We start from the raw sequence: 20,589 nt of genomic DNA on the forward strand, positions 1-20,589 counted from the left end.
ACTCATTTTCTTGAGAGATTGATGAAAGGAGGTTTATATACTAAAATAGTATTAGTATAAACATTTTGAATTTTCAAAGGGGATGCTTGCTTAGTTAGAAGAATCTTAGTGAAAAATTATGTAAACGATTACAAAAATAGCTTACGGAAGAGGGGTACTATGAAGCTTAGTGATATGAAAAGCCAATCATTCAGTCGTCACACACTGTCACAATGGGAGGAAGCGGCTGAAAAAGCGTTAAAGGGGAAGGGAATAAGTTCCTTACATACAAGCACATATGAACATATTGATCTTAAACCGTTATATACAAAAGAAGATGTCCCTAGTCGGGATAGAGTGAAGGACTATATTCCAAATGTTGAAGGAAAGTTGGAACGCGCTTCTAAGTGGTTTATCGCTCAGTCAATCAAAAGGGATTCATGGGAAGAACTGACAACAGCTGTGAAGGATGCGTTAACACGGGGGCAGAACTGTCTTTCATTTTCCATTGGGGATCTAAAGAATGAAGAACATCTCAATCAATTTTTGAAAGAATTGATAAGTTTCGATACTCCGATCTTTTCAATTGATAAAAAGACATCGTTATCCATCATTGGAATGGAAGAGGTCCTAGAATGGAAGGGAATGTATGGCATCGTTGGGTTCGATCCTCTTTCAGAAGGGGAATGGGCGGATGAAGATAGATTAGAAGAATGGATGAAGGTTGTGAAAGAAGCTGATAATCACCTTCCTGAAGTAAAGACCATAATTATCAATTCTGCACCTTACCATAACAGAGGCGCAAGTGCCACCCAGGAGTTGGCCTTGGCACTAAGTGAGGGTGTCGCTTATATTGAGGCCCTTCGAGAAAAGGGATGGACCCTTGAGAGGGCAGCTGAAAAGATGCATTTTCACTTTGCGGTAGGCAGTCATTTCTTTATAGAGATGGCGAAAATCAGGGCATTCAAGAAATTGTGGCAGTCCGTTTTGACTTCTTATGGTCTGAGTGAACAAAGTATTGCTAAATCCATCAGTATCAGTGCAGAAACATCCAGATTTAACAAATCGACCCTTGATACGTATGTCAACATTCTCCGCGGTGGTGGGGAAGCGTTCTCTGCCATACTCGCAGGTGTCGACTATCTTGTCGTCGCTCCGTTCAATGAGGTGAACGGGGAAGTGAGTGCCCTCTCAGAAAGGATTGCCCGGAACACGCAACTCATCCTGGGTGAAGAAGCCCATCTGGATAAGGTGCTGGATCCAGGTGGCGGTTCTTATTATATTGAATGGCTTTCAAAAGAAGTGGGTAAGCGGGCATGGGAGGAATTCCAGCAGGTTGATAAGGAGGGCGGGATTCTTGCACTCCTTGCCAATGGATCTATTGAAGAGAAGATAAAGAGGGTAAGAGACTCCCGCATCCTGGACTTAGCCACCCGGAAGAACTCCATGATCGGGACCAACATCTATGCAAATCTGGAAGAGACCCTTCCGATTTCTCCAGCAGCGGGAGAACGGCTCTCTCTTCCTTTTGAAAGAGTAAGAGAGAGGGCGCAGAAACTCGGAAATAATCCCACTGCAGGCCTGATCGGGTTAGGAGAACTGAAAACGTACAAGCCCCGTGCCGATTTTGTAAAAGGATTTTTAGCCACGGGCGGCATCCAGACACATCAAAGTCCGGATTGTTTCTCCAAAGAGGATATCCTTCGATTTGTGGAAGAAACCCGGTATCCATATTATTTGGTATGCGGGAAGGACGAAGAATATCACGATAAACTTTCAATGATCACTGAAGCCGTCCATACCGTTGATTCTTCCATTGTGATCGACATAGCTGGAAGAATCCCTGATGAAAGCAGAAGTGAATGGGTCCGGCAGGGATTGAACGGGTCGATCTACAACCAACAAAACATCCTGGAAAAATTGGATGAACTATTGACCATTTGGGAGGAGGGGAAAGACCATGACGAAGCCTGATTGGCAACAAATCAACCCGTATTCGAATAAAGGGGAAGCGGGAGCCATCCCCCTTACCGGGACTCCCTACGAAACGAATGAAAAAATCGACATAAAACCTTTATATACAGAAGTGGATTCGGAAAATATTTCTCATGGAGAAGATTTACCCGGCCTCGCTCCATACACAAGGGGGCCGTATCCGACGATGTATGTGAATCGTCCTTGGACGGTCAGGCAGTATGCGGGTTTTTCTACCGCTGAAGAAAGCAATGCTTTTTATAGAAGAAACTTAAGTATGGGGCAGAAAGGGTTGTCGGTGGCATTTGATTTGGCGACTCACCGCGGGTATGACTCGGATCATCCAAGGGTTGTAGGGGATGTAGGAAAAGCAGGTGTTGCCATCGATTCCATCCTGGACATGAAGATATTGTTCGACGGGATCCCCCTTGATCAGATGTCCGTTTCCATGACGATGAACGGGGCTGTTCTGCCCATCCTTGCTTTTTATATCGTGACGGCAGAAGAGCAGGGTGTGTCGAAGGAGAAGCTATCCGGTACGATCCAGAACGATATCTTAAAGGAATACATGGTGAGGAATACGTACATCTATCCACCTGAAACGTCCATGAGTATCATTGCGGATATCTTCGAGTATACGTCCAAACATATGCCGAAATTCAACAGTATCAGTATTTCCGGGTATCATATGCAAGAAGCAGGAGCACCTGCTGATATCGAGCTTGCTTATACCCTGGCGGATGGTCTCGAATATGTCAGGACCGGACTTCAGGCAGGGATCGATATCGATTCCTTTGCACCGAGACTTTCATTCTTCTGGGCCATCGGTATGAATTATTTCATGGAAGTGGCCAAGATGAGGGCGGCGAGGAGGATCTGGGCGAAAATGATGAAGACATTCAACCCCCAAAATCCTAAATCGATGGCGCTCAGGACCCATTCCCAAACATCCGGATGGAGCTTGACGGAGCAGGATCCCTATAATAATGTCATCCGCACGTTGCTCGAAGCCCATGCAGCTGCAATGGGCCACACGCAGTCGCTCCATACCAATGCCCTTGACGAAGCGATCGCCCTCCCGACAGACTTTTCGGCGCGTATCGCCCGCAATACCCAGCTGTATCTTCAAGAGGAAACGGGCATAACGAAAGTGATCGACCCATGGGCAGGTTCCCATTATGTCGAGTCACTGACTCATCAGCTGATGGAAAAGGCATGGGAGCATATTGAAGAAATCGAAGAGCTCGGAGGCATGACGAAAGCAATCGAAACAGGCTTGCCGAAGATGCGCATCGAGGAAGCCGCTGCAAGAAGGCAGGCGATGATCGATTCAGGGGACGAGTCCATCATCGGGGTGAATAAATACCGTCTGGATAAGGAAGATCCGATTGAAACACTGGACATCGATAATACGGTGGTCAGACAGAAGCAAATTGAACGGATCCAAATATTGAAAGAAGAACGTAATGAAGAGAAAGTGGTTGAAACCCTGGAAGCGTTGACGCGAACGGCAGAAACAGGCGAAGGGAACCTTCTTGAAAAAGCCGTCGATGCGGCAAGGGCACGTGCCACGTTAGGGGAAATCTCCAATGCGATTGAAAAAGTATCGGGAAGGCATAAGGCGACGATCCGAAGTATAAGCGGGGTGTACAGCTCGAATTTTTCAAATGAACAGGAAATCAATATCGTAAAAGAGATGACGGAAGAATTTTTGGAGAATGAAGGAAGAAGGCCTCGAATTCTCATCGCCAAGATGGGGCAGGACGGTCATGACAGGGGGGCGAAAGTGATCAGTACGGCATTTGCCGATCTTGGATTCGATGTGGATATCGGACCGTTGTTCCAGACCCCTGAAGAGACGGCTCTGCAGGCCGTTGAAAATGATGTACATGTCATTGGTGTCAGTTCACTGGCCGCAGGTCATAAAACGCTTCTGCCTCAATTAGTGGCGGAACTGAAGAAACTGGGAAGGGAAGACATCCTTGTCGTCATCGGCGGGGTGATTCCAGCGGGTGACTATGACTTCCTTCTATCCAACGGGGCATCTGCCGTCTTTGGCCCTGGAACGATCATTCCGGTAGCCGCACAAAAAGTGATCAAAGAAATTTATGAAGTGCTCGGCTATGAGGAAGTGGCTGATTAATGACGGAGTATAAGCCGGAACGAAAGAAGCGGTTTGTGAAAAAGAAAAAAGACCCTGTTTCGATCAGTGATTTAAAGGCCGGGGTCCTGAACGGGGACCGGAGTCACTTAGCGAAAGCCATCACGTTGATCGAGAGCAATGCAGAAGAGCATTATGCGTTGGGACAGGAGCTGCTGCAAGAACTCCTCCCCCATACCGGTAATAGTTTCCGGATCGGGATCACGGGTGTGCCGGGAGCCGGGAAAAGTACGTTTATCGAACAATTCGGTGAGATGTTGTGTGAAGAGGGTCTTCGTGTAGCCGTCCTTGCCATCGATCCCAGCTCCTCCATTTCAGGAGGCAGTATATTAGGTGATAAAACAAGGATGGAGCAGTTGTCGAAGAATCCACGTGCCTTTGTCAGGCCCTCCCCAACGGCGGGGACGCTTGGCGGTGTCCACAGGAAAACCAATGAGACTCTCCTTTTATGCGAGGCCGCTGGGTATGATCTCATCATCATTGAGACCGTAGGCGTCGGTCAGAGCGAAGTCATGGTCAGACAGATGGTGGATTTCTTCCTGCTCCTCGTCATCACCGGAGCAGGAGATGAGCTTCAGGGAATGAAAAAAGGGATCATGGAGCTTGCCGACGTGCTGCTCGTAAATAAAGCCGATGGAGAGAATAAGCCCCTCGCCGAGAAGACGAGGAGGGAGCTCAATCAAATCCTTCACTTTCTTGTTCCTGCCACAAAAGGCTGGAGTTCAAAGGCTTATACCTGTTCGGCGTTGAAAAATGAGGGATTGAAGGAACTATGGGATGTGGTACGGCAATTCGAAGAGCAGACAAAAGAACAGGGTGTCTTCGAAGAAAGAAGGCTTCTCCAGAAACAGGAATGGTTCCAAACGATGCTGAAAGAAAGAATACTGTCAGACTTCTTCTACCATCCGGGCATCAAGTCATCCCTCCCTCGCCTGGAAGACAGGGTGAGAACAGGGGATTTTACAACTTCCCAAGCGGTGGAAGAATTGTTGAGACAATATAAACAAGCCATACTCGATGGGAATCGTTCATTTTAATTGAAAGTTAGGGTTTGAAATTGTTATGATAAGGGTATATCAAATCCTCTTGTTTTTGTGAGATATGATTAAGTCAGCGATTAAAGGAGAGTTCAAGCATGGATATAGATTTCAATTTATTTATGAACGACGTTGTCCGCCAGGCCCGTCAAGAAATCGAGACGGCAGGGTATACCCAATTGACAACAGAAGAAGAAGTGGATCAGGCTTTTTCTAAAGAAGGTACAACACTTGTCATGATCAATTCCGTTTGTGGATGCGCAGGGGGGATCGCCCGTCCCGCAGCCGCTCATTCCATTCACTTCGATAAGCGTCCGGATCAATTGGTCACGGTTTTCGCCGGTCAGGATAAAGAAGCGACTGCGAAAGCACGCAGCTACTTCACAGGTTATCCGCCATCCTCACCGTCATTCGCCCTATTGAAAGACGGAAAGCTCCTGACGATGGTTGAAAGACACGAAATCGAAGGACATGATCCAATGTCCGTTGTGAACAAACTTCAATCGTACTTTGATGAGTATTGCGAAGAGGTATAAAACATTTCGTCAAGTTTCTCACTGTGAGAGTGAGAGGCTTGACGTTTTTTTTGTTTATTAATTATGTATATATCATGCATAAATTACCCCAACCACTACCGTTAATCCAACTGAAATAGTCAATGACAATACATAAATTTTCAGAATATATAATCATTTATCGATATTTATAAAAAGTATTGCATAAATATTTATCTCTGCTACAATACGAATATAGTAATTAATATACATTATATATTATATTTATACATTCAAACTCAGGAGGAATCACAATGAAAAAGCTATTATCGCTCGTATTCGTATTAATCCTTTCTACTACTCTAGCAGCATGCGGCTCAGGAGAAGACAAGCCTGCTTCCGGGGAATCCAAGAAGCTGATCATGGGGACGTCGGCCGATTATAAACCATTTGAATATGTCGACACGGCCAACAGCGACAAGATCATTGGATATGACATCGATCTTGCCAATATGCTTGCAGATGAAATGGGATATGAAATCGAAATCAAGGATATGGAATTCAGCGGATTGATCTCTGCCCTGAAAACCGGCCAGGTGGATTTCGTCCTTTCTGCCATGACGCCAACGCCTGAACGACAGAAGAATGTCGACTTCAGTGATGTCTACTACACGGCTAAAGATATGATCATCTCGACGAAGAAAAGCGGCATTCAGAGTGAAAAGGACCTCGACGGGAAAACGGTGGGAGTTCAATTAGGGTCGATTCAACAGGATGCGGCAGAAGAACTTTCAAAATCGATCAAGCTTAAAGTGGACACTCGCGACCGTATTCCTGAACTGATCCAGGATCTTCAAAATGGACGTTTTGACGCCATCATCATCGAAAATACAGTGGCAAACGGTTATTTGGACAAGAATGACGAGCTTCAAGGAAATACGATGAATGTAAATGAAGAAGATGCAGGTTCTGCGGTTGCCCTTCCAAAGGACAGCGAGCTGACAGGTAAATTCAATGACGCATTGAAGAAGCTGAAAGACAGTGGAGAGTTGGATAAACTCGCTGAAAAATGGTTTGACGGAGAACAGTAGATTGATGAAGGGCTAACCTCTAATCCGGTTAGCCCTTCCCATTACATGCCACATTACAACATTGGAGGGGATCATAATGCCACTAGATTTTGAACAACTGATTCCTTCGATCCCCTTTATTTTGGAAGGATTGAAGGTCACACTTAAAATTGTCGCGTTAGCAGGGGTGCTTGGGTTCCTATTCGGTATTCTTCTTGCCCTTTGTAAAATCAGTTCCATAAAACCTTTGACCCTGCTTGCCGATTTTTATACATCCATCTTCAGGGGAACTCCCCTCGTCCTTCAGCTGATGATCATCTTCTACGGATCGCCTCAGCTTTTCGGGACGCAGATTGAACCTTATTACGCAGCGATCCTCGCTTTTTCCCTTAATTCGGCTGCCTATATATCCGAAATCATCCGTGCCGGGATCAATGCAGTGGATAAAGGGCAAACGGAAGCCGCGATGGCTCTTGGAGTGCCTTACCGATTGATGATGAAAGACGTGATCCTGCCTCAGGCGATCAAAAACATCCTCCCTGCTTTGATGAACGAATTCATCACGCTCACAAAGGAATCCGCCATCGTCACGGTGATCGGTGCTGCAGATGTGATGAGACGTTCATACATGGTTGGAAGTGACTTGTATTCCTTCTTTGAACCGCTTTTATTCGCAGGACTGATCTATTATGTACTCGTGATGATTCTGACTTTACTAGGGAAAGTGCTGGAAGGGAGACTGCGTGGAAATGATTAAAGGAGAACAGATTACCAAGTCGTTTGGGAAGCTTCAGGTTTTAAAAGGAATCGACTTCTCAGTTGAGAAAGGGGAAGTCGTCGCATTGATCGGTCCATCGGGTTCAGGGAAATCCACTTTACTGCGGTGTTTGAATCACCTGGAAGAACCGACATCGGGATCGATTTACTTTGAAGAAGCCCATGTGAAGGGGAAAGCCATTAACAAGGTAAGACAGGACGTCGGGATGGTGTTCCAACATTTTCACCTCTTTCCCCATATGACCGCCTTGGAAAATGTCATTTACGCTCCAGTGAAAGTGAAGGGCATGAACAAAACGGAAGCCGCGAAATTAGGGACGGACCTCCTGACAAAAGTTGGTCTGAAAGAAAAGTGCGATGAATACCCGAACCGTTTATCAGGCGGGCAGAAGCAGCGTGTGGCCATTGCAAGGGCGCTTGCCATGGAACCGAAAGTCATGTTATTCGATGAACCGACGTCTGCCTTGGATCCCGAGATGGTGAAAGAGGTTCTGGACGTCATGAAGTCACTTGCTCACACAGGGATGACGATGATCATCGTGACCCATGAAATGGGCTTTGCAAGAGAGGTGGCGGACAGGATCCTCTTCATGGATGATGGAAAGATCATTGAAGAAGGGGAACCTCAAGCCTTTTTCTCGAACCCGCAAAGTGACAGGGGAAAAGGATTCCTTGAGAAAATATTATAGAGATGAAGGATTAACGGTATCATTCGTTAATCCTTCTTTTTATGTTCAACCCTGTTTATGGTATTCTAGAGTAGCTAAAAAATGAAGTAGTTAGGAGTAAGATGAATGTTTCGAATCGGATATCGGACACTTAAGACAGGAATCGGCACCGCGGCTGCCATCAGCATCGCCCAGTGGTTCCACCTGGATAACTTCGTCTCAGCCGGGATATTGACGATCCTGTGCATTCAGAATACGAAGAAGAAATCGGTGAATGCATCTTGGAGCCGTTTTCTGGCATGTGTGATTGCCATGGTTTTTTCTGCCGCCTTTTTCGAATTTATCGCCTATCACCCGGCGGTCATCGGTTTGCTGCTTCTTGTGTTCATTCCCATCACCGTTAGTTTGAACATCAAAGAAGGGATTGTCACAAGCTCCGTCATCATCCTTCATGTATACTCAGCGGGTCATGTCACCCTTGGCCTTTTTGAAAATGAGCTTGGAATCATCGTGATCGGGATCGGGATTGCCCTCTTGATGAATCTGTATATGCCGAGCGTCGATAAAAAGATGATCGAGTATCAGGAAAAAATCGAAGCGAACTTTTATAAGGTTTTCTGTGAAATGATCAACTATTTAAAGACAAATGACAGCGATTGGGACGGCAGGGAAATCACGGAAACGGAACAGCTGCTCAAAGAGGCGAAGACGATCGCCTTTAAAGATGTAGAAAACCATTTTTTAAGGGATGAGAACTTATACTATTTATATTTCAAAATGAGGGAAAAACAGTTTGAAATCCTTCAGCGCATCCTGCCGATTGCCACAAATATTTCATTAACCGTCGAGCAGGGTCATCGTATCGCAGATTTCCTGGAAGAACTGAGCAATCATATCCATCCCGGGAATACGGCGCTCTTTTACTTGAAAAAACTGTACGATATGAAAGTGGAATTTGAGCAGATGGAGCTGCCGAAAACGAGGGAAGAGTTTGAAACGCGTGCCGCTCTTTATCAATTTGTTCAGGAAATGGAACAGTATCTTCTCCTGAAAAGCTCGTTCAAAGGAATAAAAAAGGAGGAAAGTGAAGCAAACTACACCTAAAACATGAAGAAGGTGATAGGATGCGCTTACTTCTTGCCATCATATTGTTCGCTTCTCCCATATGGCCACTCGGGAGGAACCCGATACCCGGAGATCCGTTTATCATCGTGAACAAGGAAAACAATCAATTGGCGTATATAGATGACGGGAAAATACAGGCTGCCTTTCCCGTCGCTACGGGAAAAACGGCTGAGCTCACCCCGGAAGGTTTATTTAATGTTACGGTGAAAGCCAAGGACCCCTACTATCGTAAGAAGAATATCCCTGGCGGGGACCCGAGAAACCCCCTCGGAACCCGTTGGATTGGATTTGATGCAGAAGGGACGGATGGCCGGATCTACGGGATCCACGGGACGAACCGGCCATCGAGCATAGGGAGATACATCTCCAATGGATGCATCCGGATGCAGAATAAGAATGTTGAATATCTGTTTGACAAAGCACCCGTCGGCACCAAGGTACTCGTCGTGAAAACGAAGAAGAGCTTCAATCAGTTGGGGAAAGAATACGGGGCCATGAAATAAAGAGGAGCTGCTGATCGATGAATTCGAAAAGCAGCTCCTTTTAGTTACTATTTTTATAATAAGAATGACAGTCCTGCCATGATCGTGGATGCAATCATCGCAAACAGCATCACAAATACAATGATCTTTTGCATCTTTTTATTACCCATCGTATCGCTCCATTCTTCCACATAAGCGTGAGATCATTTTCTTCTCTATTTTAACGTGAATAATGAGAGAAGACAACCACCCCAATAAAAGAAAACGCTTTAATTATTCGTCTCTATAGGAGGAAATTCGACAACAAGTATGGAATACTATATGGGTGGAGCATGCAAACAACAGGGGGATGATAGGGATGAAAAAGGTAGATCATATCGGAATAGCAGTTTCATCAATAGACAATGTTCTCGCATTTTATGAAGATACTCTCGGTCTTTCACTACTGAAGATCGAAGAAGTTGAGAATCAAGGTGTCAAGGTAGCATTCATGGATGGCGGAAATCTTAAACTTGAGTTACTCGAGCCACTACATAAAGAAAGCCCGATTGCGGCATTCATAGAAAAAAAGGGTGAAGGGATTCACCATATAGCCTTCGGAGTAGAAGGAATCGAGGAGCGCATCAAAGAGCTCCAGACCAAAGGGGTACGGATGATCAACGAAACGCCGAAGCCTGGTGCCGGCGGGGCCTCCGTCGCCTTCATGCATCCGAAATCAGCCCACGGCGTTTTATACGAGCTTTGTGATAAATCCAACATCAAAGGGGAGTAACCACAATGGATATTTATGAAAAAATCAATGAATTGTACGACCGCAGAAGAGAAGTGGAACTTGGCGGCGGAGACGAAAAAATAGACAAGCAGCATGAAAAAGGAAAGCTGACAGCCAGGGAGCGGATCGATATCCTGGTGGATCCGGGTAGCTTTGTGGAGTTGAACCCGTTCATCGAGCACAGATGCACAGACTTTGGACTTGAAGGGGTACAGGGACCTGGTGACGGGGTCGTGACGGGATACGGAAAGGTGAACGGGAAACCGATTTACTTATTCTCCCAGGATTTCACGGTGTTCGGCGGTGCGCTTGGAGAAATGCACGCGAAGAAGATTTCCCATGTGATGGATCTTGCCGTGAAGAATGGTGCTCCGTTCATCGGATTGAATGATTCAGGCGGGGCCAGGATTCAGGAAGGGGTCGTTTCTTTAGACGGGTATGGACATATCTTCTATCGGAACGCCGTCTATTCAGGTGTGATTCCGCAAATATCCGTCATCATGGGCCCTTGTGCCGGCGGAGCGGTTTACTCCCCTGCCATCACGGATTTTGTCTTTATGGTGGATGAGACGAGCCAAATGTTCATCACAGGACCTAAAGTCATTGAAACCGTGACTGGGGAAAAAATAAGCTCAGAGGATCTCGGTGGGGCGAAGGTCCATAATTCCATCAGCGGAAATGCCCATTTCAGGGGGAAAACGGAAGAAGAGGTGTTACAAGAGGTTCGAAGATTATTAACATACCTGCCTCAAAACAATGAAGAGAAGCCCCCTCGCCTGGGCGCGGATGAAGAAGATGATTACCGTGCGAACTTAACGGACCTGATTCCATTTGATGCGATTCGTCCATACGACGTCCGTACCGTCATCAATGAAATTGTCGATGAAGGAAGCTTCATGGAGGTTCAGAAGGAATTCGCCAAAAATATTGTTGTGGGGCTGGCCCGCATAAAAGGCGAAGTCGTCGGACTTGTATGCAATCAGCCAAAGTTCATGGCGGGTGGCCTTGATATCGATTCTTCCGACAAAGCATCCCGATTCATCAGGTTCTGTGATTCATTCAATATTCCTCTCATTACGTTCGAGGATGTTACGGGATTCTTCCCTGGGATCAAGCAGGAACATGGAGGGATCATCCGTCATGGGGCCAAGATTCTATATGCTTATTCTGAAGCGACAGTCCCTAAAATGACCGTGATCCTAAGGAAAGCGTATGGCGGAGCATATGTGGCACTGAACAGTAAATCGATCGGTGCGGACCTGGTCTTTGCCTGGCCGAATGCGGAGATCGCCGTCATGGGGCCTCAAGGAGCAGCGAACATCATTTTTGCCAGGGAGATTGCATCGAGCGATAACCCTGAAGAGCTGAGGGAACAGAAGATTGAAGAATATCGTGAAAAGTTCGCGAATCCATATGTCGCAGCGTCCCGTGGGATGGTGGATGATGTCATCGATCCCCGTGAAACCCGGATCAAATTGATTCAAGGACTGGAAATGATGAGAAACAAACGGGAAGAACGTCCGAAGAAAAAGCACGGGAATATCCCATTGTAAAAGGTATACCATTTGTTGAACGTGGCTATTCACGCTATACTATAGAAGTGAATACATATTTGTGGAGGTCTACTAAATGATTAATGAAGAGCGTTTATTAAATGAATTCCTGGAATTGGTCCAGATCGATTCTGAAACGAAAGAAGAAGCGGAAATCGCGAAAGTATTAACAAAAAAATTCTCCGACCTGGGAGTGGAGGTATTCGAAGACGATACGATGGGGGAAACGGGCCACGGTGCCGGCAACCTGATCTGTACGTTAAAAGGGAATAAAGATGGAGTGGATACCATTTATTTCACTTCCCATATGGATACAGTGGTCCCTGCCAAAGGGGTAAAGCCTACTCTTAAAGAAGATGGCTACATTTATTCCGATGGGACAACCATACTCGGAGCCGATGACAAAGCCGGTCTTGCCACTATGCTTGAATCCGTGCGCGTCCTTAAGGAAAACAATATTTCCCACGGTGACATCCAATTCATCATCACGGTAGGGGAAGAATCAGGTCTCGTTGGGGCAAAAGCCCTGGATTCCTCTCTTGTTAAAGCGAAATACGGTTTCGCCCTTGATAGTGACGGCAAAGTCGGAAACATCATCGTAGCAGCACCGACACAGGCTAAAGTGAAGGCGACGATCTACGGAAAAACAGCACACGCAGGCGTAGCTCCTGAAAAAGGCGTTTCTGCCATCACGATTGCAGCGAAAGCCATCTCTAAAATGCCACTTGGCCGTATCGATGAAGAAACGACTGCGAACATCGGCCGCTTTGAAGGCGGGAAAGCAACGAATATCGTATGCGAACAAGCCGATATCCTTGCTGAAGCCCGTTCACTGGTTCCTGAAAAAATGGAAGCACAGGTAGAAAAAATGAAAGCTGCCTTCACTTCCGTTGCCGAGGAAATGGGCGGGAAAGCGGAAGTCGAAGTTCAAGTCATGTACCCGGGCTTCAAGTTCAAAGACGGTGACGAAGTAGTGGAAGTGGCAAAACGTGCGGCGAAGAAAATCGGCCGCCCTAGCGAGCTGCTCACAAGCGGAGGCGGAAGCGACGCCAACGTCATCGCCGGATTCGGAGTACCGACTGTAAACCTTGCAGTAGGATACGAAGAAATCCATACCAAAAGCGAAAGAATGCCTGTAGAAGAACTAAACAAGCTTTCTGAAATGGTCATAGCCATCATCAAAGAGGTGGCTGGGGAATAGAAAAGCGAAGGGGCTTTGGCCAGAGGCGACAAGCATAAGGTGAACCGACCGGAAAGGCGTTTTTTGCCTTTTTGGTCGGTTTAACTTATGACCTCGAGCCTCTAAGCCCCGTAGCTGGACAATAGAAAGAAAAAAGTCCACATGCAAAAGGGTTTTCTTTTGTGCGTGGACTTTTTCTTCTTTCAAATCAGCGCCTTATTGTGAAATATGGTACATTAGTAGTATACATATCAGAAATGCGAGAGGGGACGTTATACATTGCCGAAAGTAGTTGTATTTCATGCCGGAAAAGAAGAATATGCTCTGCCGATTGAGAACGTAGTATCCATTGAAAAGGTGGAGGAGATCAGGGCGATCCCTCACTTACCCCCATTTGTCCTGGGACTTGTAAAGGTCAGGGGAGAGCTGATTCCGGTCCTTGATTTAGGGAACATCCTTTATGACACCCCTGCGATTGCTGAAAAAGGAATGTTTCTCCTGGTCGTCCAGACGAAAACGATGCAGGTCGGTCTGGTCGTGATGGAAGCAAAGGAAATCATCGAAGTGGCGGATGAATCGATAACAAACGTCGGTTTACTTGCTTACTCGAAAACAACCTATTTTTCAGGTATCATCAATCTTGAAGATTCCCTTCTGACCCAAATCGATCCCGATGTTTTAGTAGAAAGCTTAGAAGGTATAAAAGAAATAAAGGATTATGTGAACGAGCAAAAAACACATCAAAACTAGACAAAGAAAGCCGCGATTGAAATGAACTCACACTATCCCAAAAACGGACGAGTGATCCTTCATGTGGATATGAACAGTTTTTATGCCTCTGTAGAGATGGCCTCTGATCCTACTCTGCGGGGGAAACCTCTGGCTATAGCCGGGAACCCCCAGGAAAGACGGGGCATCATCGTGACATGCAGCTACGAAGCCAGGGGCTTTGGCGTGAAAACGACGATGCCTCTTTGGGAGGCAAAAAAACTATGTCCGGATCTGGTGATCATGACTCCTAACTTCGACCGTTATCGTGCCGCCTCCAAAGGAATATTCGATATCCTCAGACAATATACAGAATTAGTGGAACCCGTGTCGATTGATGAAGGGTATCTCGATATAACGGATTCCTTCGAGAAAGGAACTCCACTACAAATTGCCTCGGACATACAGGCCCAGATCAAGGGTCAGTTAGACCTTCCTTGCAGTATAGGTGTGGCGCCAAATAAATTCCTGGCGAAAACGGCTTCAGATATGAAGAAGCCCATGGGAATCACCGTGTTGCGTAAAAGGGATATCCCGAATAAGCTGTGGCCCCTTCCCGTCATTGAAATGCACGGAATCGGTCAGAAGACTGCCGAGAAGCTGAATTCAATCGGTATCCATACGTGCAGCGACCTTGCCCATGCCAACGATATCCAGTTGAAGTCACTGCTCGGGATCAACGGGCTCCGTCTTAAAGAGCGAGCCAATGGAACCGACAGAAGGAATGTGGACCCGGAGTCGATTTATGATTATAAGAGCGTGGGCAATTCCACTACCTTACCGAAGGATACAACGAATCAACAAGAGCTTTTAATCGTTGTAGAAGAGCTGTGTGCGAAGGTATCGTCGCGACTTCAACAAAAAGATGTACTGGGAACGACAATCCAGCTGATGATTCGTGATAAGTTCCGGAAGACCATCACCAGAAGCAAAAAGGTTGCAAACCCCATCTATAAAAAAGAAGACTTATACCACCAGGCGAAAGACTTATTCCTGAAGCATTGGGATGGGGATCCTGTACGACTCCTCGGGGTCACGGCACAGGATGTAGTGGAGAAAAGCGAAGCCACGGAACAGCTGGACTTATTTTCTTATAAGAAAGTCGCCGAAAAGGAACCACTCTACAACGTATTATCCAAGCTCCATGACAAATTTGGGAAAGATTCCATCTCTCAAGGGATTAAAGCCAAGAATAAGAAAAAGTCTTATGACCAGAAACAGGACACAAGCTTCAACAAAGACTTCTTAAGGGAATGACAGTTGGAAAAGGGGACATCTTATAACAGTAACGTACTTCTCAATCGGATTATTTGCATCAATGAACCATTCTTGTTAGATTGAAATAGACTCCGGTCATTCATTTGATATAACTGAAGAAGTAATGAAATCATGATTCTATAGATGAAAGGACGTTGATGTTATGGCTCAGGAAATCGGTGTTATTGGATTAGCCGTTATGGGAAAAAACTTGGCATGGAATATTGAAAGCAGGGGATACTCTGTTTCTGTATACAATCGTTCCAGTGAGAAAACGGAAGAAATGATGAACGAATCGAAGGGCAAGAATGTCAATCCTACATATTCAATCGAGGAATTCGTCAACTCATTGGAAAAGCCTAGGAAGATTCTTCTGATGGTCAAGGCTGGAAATCCGACTGATGCGACTATCGAACAATTAAAACCCTTCCTTGAAAAAGGTGACATCCTGATCGATGGGGGAAATACGTTCTTTGAGGATACCCGTCGACGCAATCAGGAACTAAGTGAACTTGGCATTCACTTTATCGGGACGGGTGTGTCCGGTGGGGAGGAAGGTGCACTGACAGGTCCATCCATCATGCCTGGAGGACAGAAGGAAGCATATGATCTCGTGGCTCCTATCCTGAAAGATATCGCAGCGAAGGTTGACGGAGATCCATGTACGACGTATATCGGTCCCGACGGCGCAGGTCACTATGTGAAAATGGTGCACAACGGTATTGAATATGGAGATATGCAACTGATCGCGGAATCTTATTTCCTGATGAAAAATGTCCTTGGCTTGAGTGCAGAAGAACTTCATGAAGTGTTTGCGGACTGGAATGAAGGTGAGCTTGACAGCTATCTCATCGAAATCACAGCTGATATCTTTACGAAGAAAGATGAAGAAACCGGCAAGCCTATGGTGGATGTCATCCTCGATAAAGCAGGTCAAAAGGGTACGGGTAAATGGACAAGTCAAAGTGCATTGGATCTCGGTGTATCTTTACCGATCATCACGGAGTCTGTCTTCGCCCGTTTCATTTCAGCGATTAAGGATGAACGTGTAAAGGCGAGCAAGATGCTGAAAGGTCCAGACACGAAACCGTTCGATGGTGATAAGAAAGCATTGGTCGAATCGATTCGGAAAGCTCTTTACATGAGTAAGATCTGTTCGTATGCGCAAGGCTTTGCCCAGATGCGTTCTGCGTCTGATGAGTACAAATGGGATCTCGAGTACGGAGATATCGCCATGATCTTCCGCGGAGGCTGTATCATCCGTGCACAGTTCCTGCAGAAGATTAAAGAGGCATATGATCGTGAATCCAATCTCACTAACCTTTTACTCGATCCTTACTTCAAAGAGATCGTCGAAAGCTATCAATACGCACTCCGTGAAGTCATCAGTGTCGCCGTCCAGAATGGCGTACCGGTTCCCGGCTTCTCGGCAGCCCTTTCTTATTATGACAGCTACCGCACAGAAACGCTTCCTGCGAATTTAATCCAGGCTCAGCGGGACTACTTCGGTGCTCATACCTACGAACGTGTGGATAAAGAAGGTATTTTCCATACAGAGTGGATGAAATAATTAAATGATTCAAGCCCCTTTCTGATGAAGAAAGGGGCTTTTAATAATATCATGATGTCGAGTGGAACGAATCAGAATTACATACGGAATGAATAACATTCCCCAAACAGATTTCTTTGATTTTCACTACGGGTTTGAAATAATGAAAATGCATCAAGAAAAGAGGAGGCATTTCAATGAGTCAAACCAATACATCGACAGAATCATTATTTAAATCATTCCATAGTGAGAAGCTGCAGTTATCCAACCGTACAGTGATGGCACCTATGACACGGGGTTTCTCACCCAATGGAGTTCCCGGTGAAGACGTTGCCGCTTATTATCGCCGCAGAGCTGAAAATGGTGTAGGATTGATCGTCACGGAGGGAACCGGAATCAATCACCCCTCTTCTGTTTCAGGAGCGAGCATCCCTCTTTTCCATGGGGAAGAATCACTGAATGGATGGGCAAACGTCGTGAAGGAAGTCCATCAAGCAGGAGGAAAGATCGTACCACAGCTTTGGCATGTGGGGATGACCCGTAAAAAGGGGGAGCTTCCAAATGAAGAAGCGTTTCCTGTTGGACCATCAGGACTGAGTCTTTCAGGTAAAGAAATCACGGAGCCTATGTCGGAAGAGGAAGTCGTCCAGATGGTGGAAGCGTATGCCCAAGCTGCTGCAGATGCGAAACGCATAGGCTTCGACGGCATAGAACTGCACGGGGCACACGGATATTTAATCGATCAGTTTTTCTGGGAGAATACAAACCGTCGTACGGACCGTTATGGAGGAGATCTGGTCGGCAGAACCCGGTTTGCCGTTGAGGTAATTGAGGCTTGCCGACGCGAAGTGGGACCCGATTTCCCAATCATTTTCCGTTTCTCGCAATGGAAAATGAATGATTTCGGTGCAAAGCTTGCAAATACGCCAGATGAACTGGAGCGCTTCCTGGAGCCACTGGTGAATGCAGGCGTAGATATTTTCCATTGCTCGACACGCCGTTTTTGGGAGCCTGAATTTGAAGCATCTGACTTGAATCTCGCCGGGTGGACAAAGAAGCTGACAGGTAAACCGGTTATATCTGTGGGGTCGGTTGGTCTGGACGGGGAGTTCACGAGCTTCTCGGGTGCGGGCACGACTAGCCTGGATGGTCTGATCGACAGACTGGACCTCGGAGAATTCGACCTGGTCGCAATCGGACGCTCACTCCTTCAGGACCCTGAATGGGTGAGGAAGGTGGAAGAAGGCAAGGCGAATGACCTGCTGCCGTTTGATAAGGAAGCACTGAAAAAATTGTATTAAGGCAGTACGGGGTGTCTCTTTGAATGAGGCACCTTTTTTGTGTGTTTACAATAAAAAGACTCCCCGGCAATATACCGGAGAGTCAATAAAGCATTACCCGATCATTTCATCAAACAGCAAGACACGTGCCGGTGATGCATCTGTGTTTTGAATTTTTAGTGGTGCCGCCACCATGAAGTATTGGCCGGCTTTGATATCTTTCAACTGAAGGCCTTCCATGATGATGACGCCGCTTCCCATAAGGCTGCGGTGGGTCGGGTGACCCTCCTGGGCCCGCTCGATTCCGAGGGCATCGATCCCCACTCCTGCAATCTTTTTCTCAGCAAGGTATGCAGCAGCATCTTCTGCTACATAGATGAAGTCAAAGTTGAATTCAGTATCCCATGAATTCTTCGTTTTGAATAGGATGAAGTCATTTTCTTCAATCTCTAATCCTTCAATATCCTTCAGGCTGATTTTCTCATCGGCTTCCGTTACATCAAATACTTTGACAGGGCGGACGAGCTTCTCGATTTCAATCGTTTCAATCGTCTCACCGTCGTTGATCATGTGAAGAGGAGCGTCGACATGAGTTCCTGTATGAACATCCATTGAGAGTCTTGACTCCGTCACATGTCCGTTCGTATTGGTTTCAATACTCGGTTGTTTTTCAGGTTTGTTCTTGTACACGGGCATCCCGTTAAAGATCGGGGCTGTTACGTCATAAATTTTCATAGGTTCCACACCTTTCTTAGCATTGGTCTACATCGAGGTTGGCAATCGGCCACCAGGAGAAGCCGTCTTTTGCGAGCAGATTGTCAGCGGCTTTCGGCCCCATCGAACCTGCTTCATAGTTAGGGAATTCTCCGTCACGTGTATGTTCCCATACTTCAGAGATTTTGTCGACGAAAGCCCATGATAATTTCACTTCATCCCAATGGGTGAAATTCGTAGCATCCCCGCGAAGACAATCGAATAGAAGCTTCTCATACGCCTCAGGTGTGTTCATTCCATCCACGCTATTGTTGGCAAAGTTCAATTTCACTGGAGTCGTTTCGATATTCTGTCCGGATTTTTTCACGTTCAGATGCAGGGTGATCCCTTCTTCCGGCTGAATGTGAATGACCAGCAGGTTCGGTGCCAGTGGCTTGTCCGGGTTGTAATACAGATTCATCGGGATGTCTTTGAACTGGATGACGATCTTCGTTGATTTGGTTTCCATTCTCTTTCCGGTACGGATATAGAACGGGACACCCGCCCAGCGGAAGTTATCGATCATCAATTTACCTGCAACATAGGTTTCCGTATTGGACTGATCATCGACGTTTTCAGCTTCGCGGTAACCAGGGAGAGCTTCATTTCCTGCTTTCCCGGGACCGTACTGACCCCTGACGAAGTAGTCCTTGACTTCATCCTGTTGAAACGGACGAAGGGAACGCAATACACGTACCTTTTCACTGCGGATTTCATCCGTCGTCAATTTGATCGGCGGCTCCATGGCAAGTAATGCAACCATTTGAAGCAGATGGTTTTGAACCATATCGCGAAGGGCCCCGCTTTTTTCGTAATAACGGCCGCGGTCTTCCACACCAAGTTCTTCCGATGAGGTGACCTGGATATTGGAAATATAACGGTTGTTCCAGAGTGGTTCGAACATGGCATTTGAGAAACGGATGACTTCGATGTTCTGCACCATTTCTTTACCAAGATAGTGATCGATACGATAAATTTGATCCTCGGAGAATGATTCACGGATCTGGCTGTTCAATTTTTCGGCTGAAGGCAGGTCGTGACCGAATGGTTTCTCGATCACAAGTCGCTGGAAGCCTTTTGTATCGGTCAAGCCTTGATTTTTCAACTGTTCCGTAATCGTCCCGAAGAATTCAGGAGCCATCGCTAAGTAGAAAACGCGATTGCCTTCTAATTCATATGTTTCATCGAGCTCATCGGATAAGTTCTTCAATGCTTTATATGAATCACTGTTGGATACATCATTCGGCTGATAATAGAAATGTGACACAAACTCATCAATGTTCTCATCGCTGCCTAACGCTTTATGTACCGATGTTTTTACATGCTCCTGGAATTCTTCATTTGACCATTCGCGTCGTGCCACACCTACAACGGCAAAACGCTTTGAGATTTTTCCTTTACGGAACAGATGATAAAGAGATGGATATAGTTTTCTTTTCGCTAGATCACCCGTCGCTCCGAAAATCGTAATCAGAGATGTTGGTGTAGTTGAATTATTCAATGTCATGACCTCACTTTATCTTGTTGTAACCCTTATTTATGCGTTTCTTCTTATTTAATATCCTATACAATTACTTAATTTTAAAGACTTCTCATTCATTTGGCAAATTATATGCTGATGACTTTTTCTGCGTATATGCATGAAAACGTTTTATCTTTTTTGCAAACATCTTCGTCATTATATTGGCTTTAATTTTCATTCTTATGACT

The 20,589-nt window shown here is 46.0% G+C and carries 19 protein-coding genes; 16 read left to right on the forward strand and 3 right to left on the reverse strand.

What is annotated here, in order from left to right:
* Window positions 1-159: 159 nt before the first annotated feature.
* The 9 genes from N5C46_RS00215 to N5C46_RS00255 all read left to right on the forward strand — a co-directional run bounded on the left by N5C46_RS00215 (window position 160) and on the right by N5C46_RS00255 (window position 9,788).
* On the forward strand, window positions 160-1,953 hold the full coding sequence (locus N5C46_RS00215; protein WP_261750440.1) for a methylmalonyl-CoA mutase family protein: 1,794 nt from the start codon (window positions 160-162) through the stop codon (window positions 1,951-1,953).
* Complete coding sequence (gene scpA / locus N5C46_RS00220) at window positions 1,940-4,096, forward strand: methylmalonyl-CoA mutase (RefSeq protein WP_261750441.1); 2,157 nt, start codon at window positions 1,940-1,942, stop codon at window positions 4,094-4,096. Before N5C46_RS00215 ends, scpA begins: the two co-directional genes overlap by 14 nt.
* A complete protein-coding gene (gene meaB, locus N5C46_RS00225; RefSeq protein WP_261750442.1) occupies window positions 4,096-5,151 on the forward strand; it encodes a methylmalonyl Co-A mutase-associated GTPase MeaB in 1,056 nt (351 codons plus the stop codon). The genes scpA and meaB overlap by 1 nt, the downstream gene beginning before the upstream one ends.
* 98 nt (window positions 5,152-5,249) lie before the next feature.
* Window positions 5,250-5,687, forward strand: a complete 438-nt coding sequence (locus N5C46_RS00230; RefSeq protein WP_098439925.1) for a BrxA/BrxB family bacilliredoxin — start codon at window positions 5,250-5,252, stop codon at window positions 5,685-5,687.
* A gap of 272 nt (window positions 5,688-5,959) precedes the next feature.
* A complete protein-coding gene (locus N5C46_RS00235) occupies window positions 5,960-6,736 on the forward strand; it encodes a transporter substrate-binding domain-containing protein (RefSeq protein WP_261750443.1) in 777 nt (258 codons plus the stop codon).
* A gap of 76 nt (window positions 6,737-6,812) precedes the next feature.
* Window positions 6,813-7,472, forward strand: coding sequence for an amino acid ABC transporter permease (locus N5C46_RS00240; protein WP_261750444.1), 660 nt, complete (start codon window positions 6,813-6,815; stop codon window positions 7,470-7,472).
* Window positions 7,465-8,181: an amino acid ABC transporter ATP-binding protein gene (locus tag N5C46_RS00245; RefSeq protein ID WP_261750445.1), complete on the forward strand. Its 717-nt coding sequence runs from the start codon at window positions 7,465-7,467 to the stop codon at window positions 8,179-8,181. The genes N5C46_RS00240 and N5C46_RS00245 overlap by 8 nt, the downstream gene beginning before the upstream one ends.
* A 105-nt stretch (window positions 8,182-8,286) precedes the next feature.
* Complete coding sequence (locus N5C46_RS00250) at window positions 8,287-9,264, forward strand: aromatic acid exporter family protein (RefSeq protein ID WP_261750446.1); 978 nt, start codon at window positions 8,287-8,289, stop codon at window positions 9,262-9,264.
* Between the two features lie 20 nt (window positions 9,265-9,284).
* Window positions 9,285-9,788 carry a L,D-transpeptidase gene (locus N5C46_RS00255; protein ID WP_261750447.1) on the forward strand — a complete coding sequence of 168 codons (504 nt, stop codon included), beginning with the start codon at window positions 9,285-9,287 and terminating at the stop codon, window positions 9,786-9,788.
* 53 nt (window positions 9,789-9,841) lie between these two features.
* On the opposite strand, the gene prli42 is transcribed toward N5C46_RS00255, so the two are convergent.
* Window positions 9,842-9,937 carry a stressosome-associated protein Prli42 gene (prli42, locus tag N5C46_RS00260; protein WP_156029987.1) on the reverse strand — a complete coding sequence of 32 codons (96 nt, stop codon included), beginning with the start codon at window positions 9,935-9,937 and terminating at the stop codon, window positions 9,842-9,844.
* Between the two features lie 188 nt (window positions 9,938-10,125).
* Here prli42 and mce point away from each other — a divergent pair, with 188 nt between their 5' ends.
* From mce to N5C46_RS00295, 7 genes are all read left to right on the forward strand, one after another.
* The gene (gene mce / locus N5C46_RS00265; protein WP_258261740.1) at window positions 10,126-10,539 is read left to right on the forward strand and encodes a methylmalonyl-CoA epimerase; all 414 of its coding nucleotides are present in this window, start codon (window positions 10,126-10,128) and stop codon (window positions 10,537-10,539) included.
* 5 nt (window positions 10,540-10,544) lie between these two features.
* Complete coding sequence (locus tag N5C46_RS00270) at window positions 10,545-12,092, forward strand: acyl-CoA carboxylase subunit beta (protein WP_261750448.1); 1,548 nt, start codon at window positions 10,545-10,547, stop codon at window positions 12,090-12,092.
* Window positions 12,093-12,168: 76 nt separating this feature from the next.
* Complete coding sequence (locus N5C46_RS00275) at window positions 12,169-13,293, forward strand: tripeptidase T (protein ID WP_224519557.1); 1,125 nt, start codon at window positions 12,169-12,171, stop codon at window positions 13,291-13,293.
* A 258-nt stretch (window positions 13,294-13,551) separates the two neighbouring features.
* Window positions 13,552-14,022 (forward strand): chemotaxis protein CheW, encoded by a 471-nt coding sequence (locus tag N5C46_RS00280; RefSeq protein WP_261750449.1) that lies wholly within the window; start codon window positions 13,552-13,554, stop codon window positions 14,020-14,022.
* 21 nt (window positions 14,023-14,043) lie between these two features.
* Window positions 14,044-15,297 carry a DNA polymerase IV gene (locus N5C46_RS00285; protein WP_261750450.1) on the forward strand — a complete coding sequence of 418 codons (1,254 nt, stop codon included), beginning with the start codon at window positions 14,044-14,046 and terminating at the stop codon, window positions 15,295-15,297.
* 163 nt (window positions 15,298-15,460) lie between these two features.
* Entirely contained in the window at window positions 15,461-16,867 is a 1,407-nt protein-coding gene (gndA, locus tag N5C46_RS00290; RefSeq protein ID WP_261750451.1) for an NADP-dependent phosphogluconate dehydrogenase, read from the forward strand.
* 176 nt (window positions 16,868-17,043) lie between these two features.
* The gene (locus tag N5C46_RS00295; protein WP_261750452.1) at window positions 17,044-18,147 is read left to right on the forward strand and encodes an NADH:flavin oxidoreductase; all 1,104 of its coding nucleotides are present in this window, start codon (window positions 17,044-17,046) and stop codon (window positions 18,145-18,147) included.
* A gap of 93 nt (window positions 18,148-18,240) precedes the next feature.
* Here N5C46_RS00295 and N5C46_RS00300 read toward each other — a convergent pair whose 3' ends face one another.
* Both N5C46_RS00300 and zwf read right to left on the reverse strand, forming a co-directional pair.
* Complete coding sequence (locus N5C46_RS00300; protein WP_261750453.1) at window positions 18,241-18,861, reverse strand: cyclase family protein; 621 nt, start codon at window positions 18,859-18,861, stop codon at window positions 18,241-18,243.
* Between the two features lie 16 nt (window positions 18,862-18,877).
* Window positions 18,878-20,380, reverse strand: coding sequence for a glucose-6-phosphate dehydrogenase (gene zwf, locus N5C46_RS00305; RefSeq protein WP_406686805.1), 1,503 nt, complete (start codon window positions 20,378-20,380; stop codon window positions 18,878-18,880).
* Window positions 20,381-20,589 lie beyond the last annotated feature (209 nt).

This window comes from Rossellomorea vietnamensis (assembly GCF_025398035.1).
GTDB classification, from domain to species: Bacteria; Bacillota; Bacilli; order Bacillales; family Bacillaceae_B; genus Rossellomorea; species Rossellomorea vietnamensis_B.

What these genes read in the sequence shown, in the direction of transcription:
- N5C46_RS00215 (WP_261750440.1), top strand. Translation starts at nt 160, where the DNA reads ATGAAGCTTAGTGATATGAAAAGCCAATCATTCAGTCGTCACACACTG.
- scpA (WP_261750441.1), top strand. Translation starts at nt 1,940, where the DNA reads ATGACGAAGCCTGATTGGCAACAAATCAACCCGTATTCGAATAAAGGG.
- meaB (WP_261750442.1), top strand. Translation starts at nt 4,096, where the DNA reads ATGACGGAGTATAAGCCGGAACGAAAGAAGCGGTTTGTGAAAAAGAAA.
- N5C46_RS00230 (WP_098439925.1), top strand. Translation starts at nt 5,250, where the DNA reads ATGGATATAGATTTCAATTTATTTATGAACGACGTTGTCCGCCAGGCC.
- N5C46_RS00235 (WP_261750443.1), top strand. Translation starts at nt 5,960, where the DNA reads ATGAAAAAGCTATTATCGCTCGTATTCGTATTAATCCTTTCTACTACT.
- N5C46_RS00240 (WP_261750444.1), top strand. Translation starts at nt 6,813, where the DNA reads ATGCCACTAGATTTTGAACAACTGATTCCTTCGATCCCCTTTATTTTG.
- N5C46_RS00245 (WP_261750445.1), top strand. Translation starts at nt 7,465, where the DNA reads ATGATTAAAGGAGAACAGATTACCAAGTCGTTTGGGAAGCTTCAGGTT.
- N5C46_RS00250 (WP_261750446.1), top strand. Translation starts at nt 8,287, where the DNA reads ATGTTTCGAATCGGATATCGGACACTTAAGACAGGAATCGGCACCGCG.
- N5C46_RS00255 (WP_261750447.1), top strand. Translation starts at nt 9,285, where the DNA reads ATGCGCTTACTTCTTGCCATCATATTGTTCGCTTCTCCCATATGGCCA.
- prli42 (WP_156029987.1), bottom strand. Translation starts at nt 9,937, where the DNA reads ATGGGTAATAAAAAGATGCAAAAGATCATTGTATTTGTGATGCTGTTT.
- mce (WP_258261740.1), top strand. Translation starts at nt 10,126, where the DNA reads ATGAAAAAGGTAGATCATATCGGAATAGCAGTTTCATCAATAGACAAT.
- N5C46_RS00270 (WP_261750448.1), top strand. Translation starts at nt 10,545, where the DNA reads ATGGATATTTATGAAAAAATCAATGAATTGTACGACCGCAGAAGAGAA.
- N5C46_RS00275 (WP_224519557.1), top strand. Translation starts at nt 12,169, where the DNA reads ATGATTAATGAAGAGCGTTTATTAAATGAATTCCTGGAATTGGTCCAG.
- N5C46_RS00285 (WP_261750450.1), top strand. Translation starts at nt 14,044, where the DNA reads ATGAACTCACACTATCCCAAAAACGGACGAGTGATCCTTCATGTGGAT.
- gndA (WP_261750451.1), top strand. Translation starts at nt 15,461, where the DNA reads ATGGCTCAGGAAATCGGTGTTATTGGATTAGCCGTTATGGGAAAAAAC.
- N5C46_RS00295 (WP_261750452.1), top strand. Translation starts at nt 17,044, where the DNA reads ATGAGTCAAACCAATACATCGACAGAATCATTATTTAAATCATTCCAT.
- N5C46_RS00300 (WP_261750453.1), bottom strand. Translation starts at nt 18,861, where the DNA reads ATGAAAATTTATGACGTAACAGCCCCGATCTTTAACGGGATGCCCGTG.